This is a genomic window from Aeromonas sp. QDB30, from assembly GCF_027707645.1.
Taxonomy (GTDB): domain Bacteria; phylum Pseudomonadota; class Gammaproteobacteria; order Enterobacterales; family Aeromonadaceae; genus Aeromonas; species Aeromonas caviae.
The window spans coordinates 45,643-59,046 of the sequence record NZ_JAPCIY010000021.1; the positions used below are offsets into that span (position 1 = coordinate 45,643).

13 protein-coding genes, 2 tRNA genes and 1 pseudogene are annotated in these 13,404 nt (G+C 60.5%); 7 read left to right on the top strand and 9 right to left on the bottom strand.

Features of this window, described 5'->3' with window-relative positions; all coding sequences use genetic code 11:
• Position 1: 1 nt before the first annotated feature.
• The 7 genes from PG896_RS08910 to lolB all read right to left on the bottom strand — a co-directional run bounded on the left by PG896_RS08910 (position 2) and on the right by lolB (position 5,079).
• Positions 2 to 78: transfer RNA gene (locus tag PG896_RS08910), tRNA-Met, on the bottom strand.
• A 235-nt stretch (positions 79 to 313) separates the two neighbouring features.
• The gene (ychF, locus tag PG896_RS08915) at positions 314 to 1,405 is read right to left on the bottom strand and encodes a redox-regulated ATPase YchF (protein WP_010673843.1); all 1,092 of its coding nucleotides are present in this window, start codon (positions 1,403 to 1,405) and stop codon (positions 314 to 316) included.
• 131 nt (positions 1,406 to 1,536) lie between these two features.
• Positions 1,537 to 2,133, bottom strand: a complete 597-nt coding sequence (gene pth / locus PG896_RS08920) for an aminoacyl-tRNA hydrolase (RefSeq protein ID WP_041215615.1) — start codon at positions 2,131 to 2,133, stop codon at positions 1,537 to 1,539.
• Positions 2,134 to 2,381: 248 nt separating this feature from the next.
• Complete coding sequence (locus tag PG896_RS08925; RefSeq protein WP_010673845.1) at positions 2,382 to 3,329, bottom strand: ribose-phosphate pyrophosphokinase; 948 nt, start codon at positions 3,327 to 3,329, stop codon at positions 2,382 to 2,384.
• A 239-nt stretch (positions 3,330 to 3,568) separates the two neighbouring features.
• Positions 3,569 to 3,643: transfer RNA gene (locus PG896_RS08930), tRNA-Gln, on the bottom strand.
• Positions 3,623 to 4,501, bottom strand: coding sequence for a 4-(cytidine 5'-diphospho)-2-C-methyl-D-erythritol kinase (gene ispE, locus PG896_RS08935; protein ID WP_244053591.1), 879 nt, complete (start codon positions 4,499 to 4,501; stop codon positions 3,623 to 3,625). The genes PG896_RS08930 and ispE overlap by 21 nt, the downstream gene beginning before the upstream one ends.
• Positions 4,501 to 5,079, bottom strand: a complete 579-nt coding sequence (gene lolB / locus PG896_RS08940; RefSeq protein ID WP_039039599.1) for a lipoprotein insertase outer membrane protein LolB — start codon at positions 5,077 to 5,079, stop codon at positions 4,501 to 4,503. The genes ispE and lolB overlap by 1 nt, the downstream gene beginning before the upstream one ends.
• 125 nt (positions 5,080 to 5,204) lie before the next feature.
• On the opposite strand from lolB, the gene hemA reads away from it, so the two are divergent.
• The 7 genes from hemA to PG896_RS08975 all read left to right on the top strand — a co-directional run bounded on the left by hemA (position 5,205) and on the right by PG896_RS08975 (position 12,113).
• Positions 5,205 to 6,464 carry a glutamyl-tRNA reductase gene (gene hemA / locus PG896_RS08945; RefSeq protein ID WP_270835621.1) on the top strand — a complete coding sequence of 420 codons (1,260 nt, stop codon included), beginning with the start codon at positions 5,205 to 5,207 and terminating at the stop codon, positions 6,462 to 6,464.
• A gap of 51 nt (positions 6,465 to 6,515) precedes the next feature.
• Positions 6,516 to 7,604, top strand: coding sequence for a peptide chain release factor 1 (gene prfA / locus PG896_RS08950; protein WP_010673849.1), 1,089 nt, complete (start codon positions 6,516 to 6,518; stop codon positions 7,602 to 7,604).
• Positions 7,604 to 8,437 (top strand): peptide chain release factor N(5)-glutamine methyltransferase, encoded by an 834-nt coding sequence (prmC, locus tag PG896_RS08955; RefSeq protein ID WP_128271857.1) that lies wholly within the window; start codon positions 7,604 to 7,606, stop codon positions 8,435 to 8,437. Before prfA ends, prmC begins: the two co-directional genes overlap by 1 nt.
• A 41-nt stretch (positions 8,438 to 8,478) precedes the next feature.
• Positions 8,479 to 8,862 (top strand): SirB2 family protein, encoded by a 384-nt coding sequence (locus PG896_RS08960; protein WP_039039603.1) that lies wholly within the window; start codon positions 8,479 to 8,481, stop codon positions 8,860 to 8,862.
• Between the two features lie 11 nt (positions 8,863 to 8,873).
• Positions 8,874 to 9,674, top strand: a complete 801-nt coding sequence (locus tag PG896_RS08965) for a SirB1 family protein (protein WP_042015581.1) — start codon at positions 8,874 to 8,876, stop codon at positions 9,672 to 9,674.
• Positions 9,675 to 9,685: 11 nt separating this feature from the next.
• Complete coding sequence (kdsA, locus tag PG896_RS08970) at positions 9,686 to 10,540, top strand: 3-deoxy-8-phosphooctulonate synthase (protein ID WP_039039605.1); 855 nt, start codon at positions 9,686 to 9,688, stop codon at positions 10,538 to 10,540.
• 289 nt (positions 10,541 to 10,829) lie between these two features.
• Entirely contained in the window at positions 10,830 to 12,113 is a 1,284-nt protein-coding gene (locus PG896_RS08975) for a dicarboxylate/amino acid:cation symporter (RefSeq protein ID WP_103243557.1), read from the top strand.
• Positions 12,114 to 12,193: 80 nt separating this feature from the next.
• Here the strand turns inward: PG896_RS08975 and grcA are convergent, their stop codons facing one another.
• Together grcA and PG896_RS08985 are read right to left on the bottom strand one after the other, a co-directional pair.
• Positions 12,194 to 12,574, bottom strand: a complete 381-nt coding sequence (gene grcA, locus PG896_RS08980; protein WP_010673855.1) for an autonomous glycyl radical cofactor GrcA — start codon at positions 12,572 to 12,574, stop codon at positions 12,194 to 12,196.
• A 370-nt stretch (positions 12,575 to 12,944) separates the two neighbouring features.
• A pseudogene (locus PG896_RS08985) lies at positions 12,945 to 13,404 on the bottom strand (ISAs1-like element ISAs1 family transposase); the annotation flags it as partial.

Sequence of the window (13,404 nt, forward strand, 5' to 3'; positions counted from 1 at the left end):
ATGGTGGCTATGACGGGATTCGAACCTGTGACCCCCGCATTATGAGTGCGATGCTCTAACCAACTGAGCTACATAGCCAACCGTGCTTCCAGTGAGTCGTTGCCTCGTCACTGTGCGGCCGGAATTATGCGTATCTGGCTCTGGGGCGTCAACCCTTTTTTTGTTTGAAAAAACGAATTTGGGTGCGTTTGGCGAGTTATTGGTCGCTGTCGTGCAAAAGCCCAACAATCTGGTTTTTTTTACGACATTCGCACCCAGATCGCGCCTCTGGCCAGATAAAAAAGAGGCCAGCAAATGCTGGCCTCTCATGGGGTTAGACGTTGAACAGGAAGTTCATGATATCGCCATCCTTGACGATGTAGTCTTTCCCTTCCGCGCGCATCTTGCCTGCTTCCTTGGCGCCTTGCTCACCCTTGTAGGTGATAAAGTCGTCGAAGGCGATGGTCTGGGCGCGAATAAAGCCTTTTTCGAAGTCGGTGTGGATCTTGCCCGCGGCCTGCGGGGCGGTGGCGCCTACGGGAATGGTCCAGGCGCGCACTTCTTTCACACCGGCGGTGAAGTAGGTCTGCAACTTGAGCAGCTCGTATCCGGAGCGGATCACCCGGTTCAGGCCCGGCTCCTCGATGCCCAGATCCGCCATGAACTCGGCGCGGTCTTCGTCGTCCAGCTCGGCGATGTCCGCCTCGATGGCGCAGCAGACGACCACAACAACGGCGTTTTCGGCGGCGGCTATCTCACGGACCTGATCCAGGTAGGGGTTGTTCTCGAAGCCATCTTCCGCCACGTTGGCGATGTACATGGTGGGTTTGAGGGTCAGGAAGTTGAGGTGGCTGACGGCGTCCAGCTCATCCTTGTCCAGCTTCATGCCGCGGATCATCTGGCCGTTTTCCAGGGCAACCTTGATCTTCTCCAGCACTTCCACTTCCAGCTTGGCATCCTTGTCGCCGCCCTTGGCACGCTTGGACTGGCGATTGATGGCGCGCTCGCAGGCATCCAGGTCGGAGAGGGCCAGCTCGGTGTTGATCACCTCGATGTCGTCGGCCGGGGAGACCTTGCCCGCCACGTGGACGATGTTCTCGTCCTCGAAGCAGCGCACCACGTGACCGATGGCTTCGGTTTCACGGATGTTAGCCAGGAACTGGTTGCCAAGGCCTTCGCCCTTGGAGGCACCGGCCACCAGGCCGGCGATGTCCACGAACTCCATGGTGGTCGGCACGACACGCTGCGGATTGATGATGGCCGCCAGCTGGTCGAGGCGGGGATCCGGCATGGGGACCACACCCGTGTTCGGCTCAATGGTGCAGAACGGGAAGTTGGCGGCTTCGATGCCGGCCTTGGTCAGCGCATTGAACAGGGTGGATTTGCCTACATTGGGCAGGCCCACGATACCGCATTTAAAACCCATGGATTGTTACCTTGTTGATGGATGCTTCAAGGGGCCGCGCGGGCGGCCCGTGTCGTGTTGCTTGACCCCGAGGCGAGGGATCTCGCCAGGGGCCGGTCATCTTGAACTGCCTGGCGATGCAGGCTGAAGGCCTAGACTTTCTCGGCCTTGAAACTGTGCAGGCGATTCATGGCCTTGGTCATGTCCTGCTTGAACAGGATGTCGGTGGCGCGCAGGGACTCGTCCAGCGCGGCCTCGATCAGACTCTGCTCACTGCTGGGCGCCTTGGTCAGCACGAAGCCGGCGACCAGCTCCTTGGCGCCCGGATGGCCGATGCCAAGGCGCAGCCGGAAGAAGTTATTGTTGTTGCCCATCCTGGCGATGATGTCCTTGAGGCCGTTATGGCCGCCGTGACCGCCCCCTTGCTTGAACTTGGCGATGCCGGGAGGCAGGTCCAGCTCGTCGTGGGCCACCAGGATCTCTTCCGGGGCGATCTGGTAGAAGCGCGCGAGCGCCGCCACGGCCTTGCCGGAGAGATTCATGTAGGTGTTCGGGATGAGCAGCCGCACATCCTGCCCGTCCACCAGGAAGCGGGCGGTGTGGCCGAAGAACTTGGGCTCTTCGCGCAGGCTGACATTGTGCCAGCGTGCCAGTTGCTCCACATACCAGGCGCCCGCATTGTGGCGGGTCTTGGCATATTCGGGGCCGGGATTACCCAGCCCGACAATCAGTTTGATTTGACTTGTCACGCTTGATGTCTTCACTCGCTACTTGCCATGGGCGGATGGCCCGGGGCAATGGGACGCAATATTCTAGCCGCCGAGTGGCGATCACTCAACCAAAGTGCGGCAAGGTCGGGGAAAAGCCGGACAGAAGGGCTCGGGTGGGGTGGCTCGTCCGAGGTTTTCGTCTCTTGCCGAGTGAAGGCTGGCGGTTGGCGCCAGGCACCCAAAAAACAAAAACCGCCATTCGGCGGTTTTTGTCACGACAGGGTCTATCAATGCTCGAACATGGCAGAGATGGACTCTTCGTTGCTGATGCGGCGAATCGCTTCGGCCAGCACGGAGGAGAGGGTCAGCTGCTTGACCTTGCCGACTGCCTTCATCTCCGGGGTGAGCGGGATGGAGTCGGTGATGATCAGCTCGTCGATGACCGAATTCTTGATGTTTTCAACGGCGGTGCCGGAGAAGACAGGGTGGGTCGCATAGGCGAACACGCGCTTGGCACCACGCTCTTTCAGCGCTTCGGCCGCTTTGCACAGGGTGCCGCCGGTGTCGATCATGTCGTCGACGATGACGCAGTCACGACCGGCTACGTCGCCGATCAGGTGCATGACTTGGGAGACGTTCGGACGGGGACGACGCTTGTCGATGATGGCGATGTCGGTGTCGTCCAGCAGCTTGGCGATGGCACGGGCACGGACTACGCCGCCGATGTCCGGTGACACGACCACGGGGGATTCGAGGTTCTTGGCCTTCATGTCTTCCAGCAGCACCGGGCTGCCGAACACGTTGTCGACGGGGACGTCGAAGAAGCCCTGGATCTGCTCGGCATGCAGGTCAACGGTCAGCACACGGTCCACACCCACGCTGGAGAGGAAGTCGGCGACGACCTTGGCGGTGATGGGCACACGGGCGGAGCGGACGCGGCGGTCCTGACGGGCATAACCAAAGTAGGGGATAACGGCAGTGATACGGCCAGCTGAAGCACGACGCAGTGCATCCACCATGACGATCAATTCCATCAAATTGTCGTTGGTCGGGGCACAGGTGGATTGAATGATGAAGATATCGCCACCGCGTACATTCTCGTTGATCTGTACGCTGATCTCGCCGTCGCTAAAGCGACCTACGGCAGCATTGCCGAGTTTGATAAACAGGCGATCTGCGATCTTCTGGGCTAGTTCCGGCGTTGCGTTACCAGCAAACAGCTTCATGTCAGGCACGGTTTGAAACCTCGGGGTTGCATCCAGTATGTGGGGAGTCTGATTTTAGACCCGTATCGTTTGGGGGCAAACGATTTAGCAAGATGACGGACAAGGTCTCTGGGCGATGTCGAGGATGGCGTCTCATCACCCGCAGGGTGGGTGGACGGGAATCCACCTTGAGCGCCATCGCGTCAGATTGGCCCAAGACACATCGACGAGGTCAACACCTCCCGATACGGCCTCAACAAGGAGAGAGTTGGCTGGGGTACTAGGATTCGAACCTAGGAATGGCGAGATCAAAACCCGCTGCCTTACCGCTTGGCGATACCCCAATCACTCACTTGTTGCAAAGTGACGAAGAGTGGTGATATGTTCTCGCCCTTGGCGACAAACCCATCCCAGCCTTCCGGCACTCTTGCCAACACCTTCCGAGCAGCCATTTCGTCTTCAAATCGAGCAAAGACGCAGGCGCCAGTGCCCGTCATTCTTGACGGCGCGTATTCTAGCAACCAGCCGAGCGCATTGGCAACCTCGGGGTAGCGCTTTTTCACCAGCAGCTCGCAATCGTTTTTCCACTCTCCTGCCAGCAGATTGTCCAGGGTCATCTTGGGGGTGTTGCGGGGCAGGTCGGGATCCTGGAACACGGCGGCGGTGGCCACATGGCAATCCGGCTTGAGTACCAGGTACCAGGCATCCGGCACCTCGATCTGTTGCAACCGCTCCCCCACGCCTTCGGCGAAGGCGGCCTTGCCCCGCACGAACACCGGCACGTCGGCGCCCAACTGCACGCCGAGCTCGGCCAGCTCGTCTTCACTCAAGCCGGCTTGCCAGAGGTGGTTCAAGGCCACGAGGGTGGTGGCCGCGTCCGACGAGCCGCCCCCGATGCCACCGCCCATGGGCAGTACCTTCTCCAGCCGGATATGGGCTCCCTGCGGACTGGCCAACCGGCTCTGCAACAGTCGCGCAGCCCGGATGATGAGGTTCTGTTCATCGGGCACGCCGGGAATGGCCGGGCTCAAGGTGAGCTGGTCGCTGCCGGGGATAGGCTCGAATTCGAGCCAGTCGCCGTGGTTGAGGAAGATGAAGAGGGTCTGCAGTTCGTGGTAGCCATCGGGGCGGCGGCCATTGACGTGCAGGAAGAGGTTGAGCTTGGCCGGGGCGGGCCAGCGGATCGGCGCCTGGTCGTGCATCATGGTGCCAGGGTCCACTCGTTGATCTGCAGCTTGAGACGGCTCTCCTGCCCGGTCATGGTGAGCAGGTGGGGCAGGCGATAGCCGTCCTGATCCCGATAGTCCCCGTAGACGATCTGCCACTGGCCGTCGCGCACGCTGGCGAGGCTGGCATCGGGGTTGAGCTCGAATTCGGCCTGCCCCGGCAATCCCTTGATCCACTCAGGCAGCCCGGCCACCGGAATGTGCCAGCCGGTGAGCTGATAGACCAGGAGCTCGGCATCCTGGCTCTGGTGCTGTTTTCCGTCGTTGTCGAGCAGAGTCACCTCGCCGCCGGTGCGGGAGAGTTCCAGAATATGGGTGCCGATGAGGCTGGTGAGGTTGAGGCGATAGTCGTCGCCGTTCTGCTGCCAGTTGAGGCGGGCGCTGCCCTTCTGGCGGGCGGTGATGATGGCCATCTTGCCCGACAACTGCCAGTGTGTGAGGCGTTCGAGGCGGGCGCGCTCCTGCTGCCAGTTGACCTGATCCCGCTGGGGTTGGGTGGTGGTACAGCCCGCCAGCACCAGCAGGCAGGCGAGGGAGAAGATACGCAACAACAAGGTGGAGCTCCGCAGATGAGGTTTGCGACAGTATAAGGGGCGGCCGTATTGCTTTTAAAGACTTACCCTTTCTCGTACAATTGTCGGCCTCTACACCCTGTGCATGAAACGATCATCACCCACCCATGAGTCTGCTTGCCCTCGGAATCAACCACAACACCGCCAGTGTCGCCTTGCGGGAGCGGGTCGCCTTTGGCCCGGACCGCATCGATCGCGCCCTGCGTGAGCTGGTGGAGCAGCCTGGCGTCAGCGAGGCGGTGATCGTCTCCACCTGCAACCGCACCGAGCTCTATTGCAGCCTGGAGCAGGGGCAGGGGGAGCAGGTGCTGAACTGGTTGCAGCGGTTCCACGCGCTGGAGGCGAGCGAGGTGCTCTCCGCCATCTACCGGCACCAGGACGAGGACGCGGTGCGGCACCTGATGCGGGTGGCCTGTGGCCTCGACTCCCTGGTGCTCGGGGAGCCGCAGATCCTGGGGCAGATCAAGCAATCCTACGCCCACGCCCAGCAGGCGGATGCGGTGAAAGGATCCCTGGAGCGCCTGTTCCAGAAATCCTTCTCGGTGGCCAAACGGGTGCGCACTGACACCGAGATCGGCGCCAGCGCGGTGTCGGTGGCCTTCGCCGCCGTGAGCCTGGCCCGCCGTATCTTCTCCGATCTCTCCCAGACCAAGGTGCTGCTGGTGGGCGCCGGCGAAACCATCGAACTGGTGGCCCGCCACCTGCGCGAGCAGAGCGTGACCCGGATGATGGTGGCGAACCGCACCCTGCAACGGGCCCAGTTGCTGGCAGAGGAGTTCGGTGCCCAGGTAATGACCCTGGAGGAGATCCCGGACTACCTGCACGAGGCGGACATCGTCATCAGCTCCACGGCAAGCCCCCTGCCCATCATCGGCAAGGGCATGGTGGAGCGGGCGCTCAAGGCGCGTCGCTTCAAGCCCATGTTCCTGGTGGATATCGCCGTACCCCGCGACATCGAAGCCGAGGTGGACGAGCTTTCCGATGCCTATCTCTACACGGTGGACGACCTGCAGGGCATCATCGAGCAGAACCTCGAGACCCGCAAGCGGGCGGCCGCCGAGGCGGAGCTCATCGTCCAGGAAGAGCGCGACGACTTCATGGGCTGGTATCGCAGCCAGCACTCGGTGGATCTCATCCGCGATTACCGTCACCAGTCCCAGCAGGTGGCCGATGAAGAGCTGCAGCGCGCCCTGCTGGCCCTGCAACAGGGCGAGAATGCCGAGCAGGCCCTCAGGGCCATGGCGCACCGCCTCACCAACAAGTTGATCCACGCACCGACCCAGGCCCTGCGCCAGGCCGCCGCCCAGGGGGATGCCCACAAGCTGGCCCAGCTGCGTCAGGTGCTGGGATTGTCACAAGAATCATAGTGTTGGGGCGGCCCCTTGGCCGTCCCGTCCTCCATCGAGAATCCAAGAGTCATGAACCCGTCATTGATCAGAAAGCTGGAAGGCCTCATCGAGCGCCACGAAGAAGTACAGGCCCTGCTCGGCGAGCCCGGGGTGGCCTCGGATCAGGACAGATACCGTGCCCTGACCCGGGAATATGCCCAGCTGGAAGACATAGTCCACGCCTTCCAGCGTTTCCGTCAGGCCGAAGAGAACCTAGAGACCACCCGGCTGATGCTGGAGGAGGAGGATGCCGACCTGCGCGAGATGGCGCAGGAGGAGCTGCCGCTCGCCAAGGCGGCCTTCGAGGAGCAGGAGCAGGCGCTGCAGGTGATGCTGCTGCCGCGGGATCCCAAGGATGACAACAACTGCTATCTGGAGATCCGCGCCGGCGCCGGTGGTGACGAGGCGGCCATCTTCGCGGGGGATCTGTTCCGCATGTATTCCCGCTACGCCGAGCGCCAGGGCTGGCGTGTCTCCATCGTCAGCTGCAACGAGGGCGAGCACGGCGGCTACAAGGAGGTGATCGCCAAGGTGGACGGCGAGCACGTCTACGGCCGCCTCAAGTTCGAATCCGGCGGTCACCGGGTGCAGCGGGTGCCGGAGACCGAGTCCCAGGGCCGGGTGCACACCTCCGCCTGCACCGTCGCCGTGCTGCCGGAAGTGCCGGAGGCCGAGCAGATCGAAATCAACCCCTCGGAGCTGAAGATCGACACCTTCCGCGCCTCCGGGGCCGGCGGCCAGCACGTCAACAAGACCGACTCGGCCATCCGCATCACCCACCTGCCCACCGGCCTGGTGGTGGAGTGCCAGGACGAGCGCTCCCAGCACAAGAACCGCGCCAAGGCGATGTCGGTGCTCTCGGCCCGCCTGCAGGCGGCCGAGGACGAGCGCCACCGCGCCGCCGAGCAGAGCACCCGCCGCAACCTGGTGGGCTCCGGGGATCGCTCCGAGCGCATCCGCACCTACAACTACCCCCAGGGACGCCTCTCCGAGCACCGGATCAACCTCACCCTGTATCGCCTGGGCGAAATCCTGGAGGGAGATCTGGACTGCGTGATCACCCCCCTGGTGCAGGAGTATCAGGCGGATCAGCTCGCCTCCCTGGCCGAGAGCAACTGATGCAGATCCAGCAGGCCCGCGCCCATATCATGGCGACCCTGGCCTCCGGGGAATCCCCCCGTGCCGACGCCGATGCCCTGCTCTGTCATCTGCTGGATTGCCGGCGCAGCTATCTGATGACCTGGCCGGAGCACGAGCTCGATGCCGCCCAGCAGGCGACCCTGGCGGGCTGGCTTGCCCGTCGCCTCAATGGAGAGCCCATTGCCCACCTCATCGGTGAGCGGGAGTTCTGGTCGCTTCCGCTGAAAGTGAGCCCGGCCACCCTGATCCCGCGCCCGGATACCGAGGTGCTGGTGGAACAAGCGCTGGCCCGCCTGCCGGGTGGCCCCTGCGCCCTGCTGGATCTCGGCACAGGGACCGGCGCCATCGCGCTCGCGCTCAAGTCTGAGCGACCGGATGCCGATGTATGGGCGGTGGACAGGATGCCGGCCGCGGCCGCGTTGGCCCGCACCAACAGCGCCGCCCTGGGGTTGCCCATCGAGGTGCGCGACGGCAGCTGGTTTGCGCCGCTCTCGGATGCACCGCGTTTTGCGATGATCGTCTCCAACCCGCCTTACATCGACGGGGCGGACCCCCATCTTCACGAGGGGGACGTGCGCTTCGAGCCGCGCTCCGCCCTGGTGGCGGAGGAGCAGGGGCTGGCGGATATCCGGCTCATCGTCACCCAGGCGCCCGCCCATCTGGTGCCAGGTGGCTGGCTGTTGCTGGAACACGGCTGGGATCAGGGGGAGGCGGTGCGTCAACTCCTGCTGCAACAAGGCTACGTCCAGGTGGAAACCGTGCGCGATTACGGTGATAACGAGCGGGTGACCCTGGGGCGCCTAGCTCAGTGATATGACGGGCGGCCCGGTCTGCCCCTGTTCAAGGAAATCTTATGTATGTTGTTCTCAAGCATCTGCACCTCACCCTGATTGCCGGGGCCGTGCTGATGTTTATCCTGCGCTTTTACTGGTTGCAGACCGGCTCCGCGCTGGCAGGGGGCGCCCGCACCCTCAAGATCAGCGGCTGGCTCAACGGCCTGGTGGTGCTCTCCGGTGTGCTGCTCTGCATGGTGCTGGGTCTCAACCCCCTCAACAACGCCATCCCCTGGCTGGCCGAGAAGCTGACATCCATCCTGGTGGTGGCCTTTCTGGCCATGATGGCGCTGCGTCTGGCCCGCAGCAACGGCATCCGCTGGTTTGCCTTCCTGGGCGCACTGGGGTGGATCTTCTTTATCGCCAAGCTTGCGGTGCAAAAGCAGGCCAGCCTGTTCGGCTAGGAAGGATGACGATGATACGTGTGGATGAGTGGACCGACTTCGAGGCTCACGATCTTGCCGAGCTGGCGCTGTCGGTGAGCGACGAGATCCGGGGCCATGGCGGCACGGGAGAGGCCGAGCTTGCCCTCCTCGATGCCTGGCTGGACGAGACGATTGCCGAGGGAGACTGCGACGAGGTGCGCCGTCAGCTGTTGCAGGGTTTCTACCAGACCCTGGGCTTTCGTGGCGACTGGCAGGATTACTTCTCGTCCGCCAACTGCGATCTGGACCAGGTGCTGGCAAGGCGCAAGGGGATCCCGGTCAGTCTCGGCATCCTCCTCATCCAGCTGGGTCGCAAGATAGGGCTGGATGTGGAGGGGATCTGCTTCCCCGGCCATTTCCTCCTGAGTTTTGCCGGTCTGGACGGGGAGGTCTATGTGGACCCCTTCAACGGTGATGAACTGAGCCGGCACCGCATCGAACTGCTGCTGCGCGGTGCCCTCGGCAACCTGGCGAGTCTGAGCGATGATCATCTGCAGCCATCGGGGCAGTGGGAGATCATCGAGCGCTTGCTCAATGTCAGCAAGGGCGCCCTGCTGCGCGAGGAGCGCATGACGGAGGCGTTGCGCTGCAGCGAGCTGCTGCTGCGCATGAAACCCGGCGATCCGCTGGAGACGCGGGATCGGGGCTTCATCTATGAGCAACTCGATTGCCCGCGCTTTGCCGCCGACGATTTCGAATACTTTATTGAACAATGCCCTGATGATCCCGTGGCCGATGTGCTGAAAACCCAGCTGGCCACCCTGGACCTCAGTCCCAAACCCCTCCATTAAGGATCCCTGAGATGGAACAGAAGAATATCAAGGTCAACCAGATCGACGTCGCCAACGACAAACCTTTCGTGCTGTTCGGCGGCATGAACGTGCTGGAATCCCGCGACATGGCGATGGCGGTGTGCGAGAAGTACGTGGAAGTGACCAGCAAGCTCGGCATCCCGTTCGTGTTCAAGGCGAGCTGGGACAAGGCCAACCGCTCCTCCATCCACTCTTATCGCGGCCCGGGTCTGGAAGAGGGGATGAAGATCTTCCAGGAGCTGAAAGCGACCTTCGGCATGCCGGTGATCTCCGATCTGCATGAGCCCCATCAGGCCAAACCGGTCGCCGAGGTGGTCGACGTCATCCAGCTGCCCGCCTTCCTGGCGCGCCAGACCGATCTGGTAGAGGCCATGGCCCGCACCGGCAACGTCATCAACATCAAGAAGCCGCAATTCCTGAGCCCAAGCCAGATGAAGAACATCACCGACAAGTTCGAGGAGTGTGGCAACGATCGCCTGATCCTCTGCGAGCGCGGTGCCAACTTCGGCTATGACAACCTGGTGGTGGACATGCTGGGTCTGGGCGTCATGAAGAAGAGCACCGGCGGCTATCCGGTCATCTTTGACGTCACCCACTCCCTGCAGTGCCGTGATCCCCTGGGAGCGGCCTCCGGTGGTCGCCGCGAGCAGGTGACCGAGCTGGCCCGTGCCGGCATGGCGGTGGGCCTCGCCGGTCTCTTTATCGAATCCCACCCGGATCCGAAAATTGCCCGCTGCGACGGCCCGAGCGCCCTGCCGCTGGAGAAGCTGGAAGGCTTCCTCAAGCAGATGAAGGCCATCGACGATCTCGTCAAGGGCTTCGAGCCCCTCGATACCTCCGCCTGATCGCGATTTTTACTATCAAAAATGCCCCGCCATGCGGGGCATTTTTATTTCCGTCATTTTCATTTGGTGCTCTTCGGCGTCCATTGCGACCATGTTTCCGTGGCGTTAATGATGTTAAATATATTGTGTGATTGATGTCTCTTATTTGCTTCTTATGACATGCAAAAGTAGCGACCGTCAGGATGGCAAAAAGGTATGAAGCGGGTGAGATAACCCTATTTCTCGCCGCAGACTGCTGCATGCGTTATTTGCTGTCAGTGGAGTCACACTTATTAACAGGACGTTGAGCATGCACAAGAAAATTGTCAGTAGCCTCTATTTTCAGGTGATATTGGCAATCACCATCGGAATATGTCTGGGACATGTCTATCCGAGTCTGGGCGCAGATATGAAACCCCTTGGTGATGGCTTCGTTAAATTAATCAAGATGATCATCGCCCCCGTCATTTTTTGTACCGTGGTCACCGGCATTGCCGGCATGGAAAGCATGAAGGCGGTGGGCAAAACCGGTGCCATTGCGCTGATCTATTTTGAAGTGGTGAGCACCCTGGCCCTGATCATCGGTCTGTGCGTGGTCAACGTGCTGCAGCCAGGGGCCGGTATGAATGTGGATCCCTCCTCACTCGACGCCAGCGCCATCTCCGTCTATGCGGATCAGGCCCAGTCCCAGGGGATAATTCCCTTCCTGCTGGATGTGATACCGGCCAGCGTCATCGGTGCCTTTGCCGGCGGCAATATACTCCAGGTGTTGCTGTTTGCCGTCCTGTTCGGATTTTCCCTGCATCATATCGGGGAGAAGGGAAAACCCATCTTCAATATCATCGATGGTTTCTCCCAGGTTATTTTCGGCATCATCAACATGATCATGAAACTGGCGCCGATCGGGGCATTTGGCGCCATGGCATTCACCATAGGGAAATACGGTATTGGTTCTTTGGTTCAGCTGGGGCAATTAATTGCTAGCTTCTATCTGACCTGCCTGCTGTTTATTTTTCTGGTGCTCGGCAGTATCGCCAAAGCCAATGGCTTCAGCATTGTGCGCTTTATTGCCTATATCCGGGAAGAGCTGTTGATCGTGCTCGGAACATCCTCGTCGGAATCCGTATTGCCGCGCATGCTGGTGAAAATGGAGGCGCTGGGCTGCAAGAAATCGGTGGTGGGTCTGGTGATCCCGACCGGTTACTCATTCAACCTGGACGGCACCTCCATCTATCTGACCATGGCCGCCGTCTTCATCGCCCAGGCGACCAACACCCCGCTGGACCTGTTCCATCAGCTCACCCTGCTGGTGGTGCTGCTCATCTCCTCCAAGGGGGCGGCCGGAGTCACGGGGAGTGGCTTCATCGTGCTGGCAGCCACCATCTCGGCGGTAGGGCATCTGCCGCTGGCCGGGCTGGCGCTGATCCTCGGGATTGATCGCTTCATGTCGGAGGCGCGCGCCCTGACCAACCTCATTGGCAACGGGGTGGCGACCCTGGTGGTGGCCCGTTACTGCGATCAGCTCGACGAGGCCACCATGCAGGACGCCCTGGCGAAACCTGTGGCGGTCATGCCGGTGGACCTGCGAAGCTGACCCAGGTTCCGGCGGCGATCATCACCCATGAAAAAACGGCCCGAGGGGGCCGTTTTTTTAATCTCTTTACGCAGGGCGCCTTACAGGCTCTGGGTGAAGGTGCGGGTGACCACGTCACGCTGCTGCTCCGGGGTCAGGGCGTTGAAACGCACGGCGTAACCGGAGACGCGGATGGTGAGCTGCGGGTATTTTTCCGGGTTGGCGATGGCGTCTTCCAGGGTTTCGCGGCGCAGTACGTTGACGTTCAGGTGCTGACCCCCTTCGACCACAGGCTCTTGCTGAACCGGCAGTTCACGGTATTCGAATTGACCCAGGTCGGAGAGGCTGACTTCCTGATCGGCGGCAAAGCTGTCGCCCTTGGCGCAGATGCAGCGAGCCTGTTGTTTCTCTTCGTCCAGCAGCCAGAAAGAGTTCAGCAGAGCGGCGTTGGCGGACTGGGTGATTTGGATGCCCTTGATCATGGTATGACTCCTCATAGGAAAGCGGATTCAACGGTAAGCACATTACCCTGATGTTTTTAAACCACCTCTTGGAAGGAATGATTTAACGGGGCCTTGCCTTACACCTTTACTTCGTTGGGGCCATATATACCACGACGGTAATATTACGAAAATTGATCTAAATCAATAAAATCCCATTTTGCGTGCATTGAAAGGGATTAAATCATTGAGTTGAATCAAAAACAGATCATTTTTCTGTTTTTGTAAGATATATGAATTATGCATTTTTTATTATTCATATCTAGTAATTTAACTACACCTTTAGGGTTTATTTCTGGCGTCAGCGAAAACCGGCCTGCCCATCAGGGCGGGAGCACACTTTGTTGATATTTTAACCAAAGAATAACTGAGCCCGATAGTCGTCATTCCAGCCGGCTCTTTTTAGCTTGTTTCTCTGACTTCGAGCACCACAATTGCTCTGTTTTACGATATTCAATACGAACCGCCGGAATAGCGCCATATTCTCGACCGCATCCTCCATCGCTATCCTGGAAGCATCCTCGTTGAACACCACATCAAGAATGTAATGCTGGCTGTTCTCTATCCGCCAGTGCTGCCGTATATAGTGCCCTAGCAGCTTGTGCTTGGGGGATAACGAGCTGACATAGTAAGAGGTATCTACCGTTCCTTTTCCGTTGGCGCTGCGGTGACGCTCAACGGCAATGATGCTGCGGATTGTCGGCCATTTCTCCGTCAACTCTGGCGGTAATTTGGCTTTTAATTGAAACACATAACGCTCTTCCTGGCGGCCATGTCCACTCTCTTTGTGCTCGACGACAATCTTCTCTTTC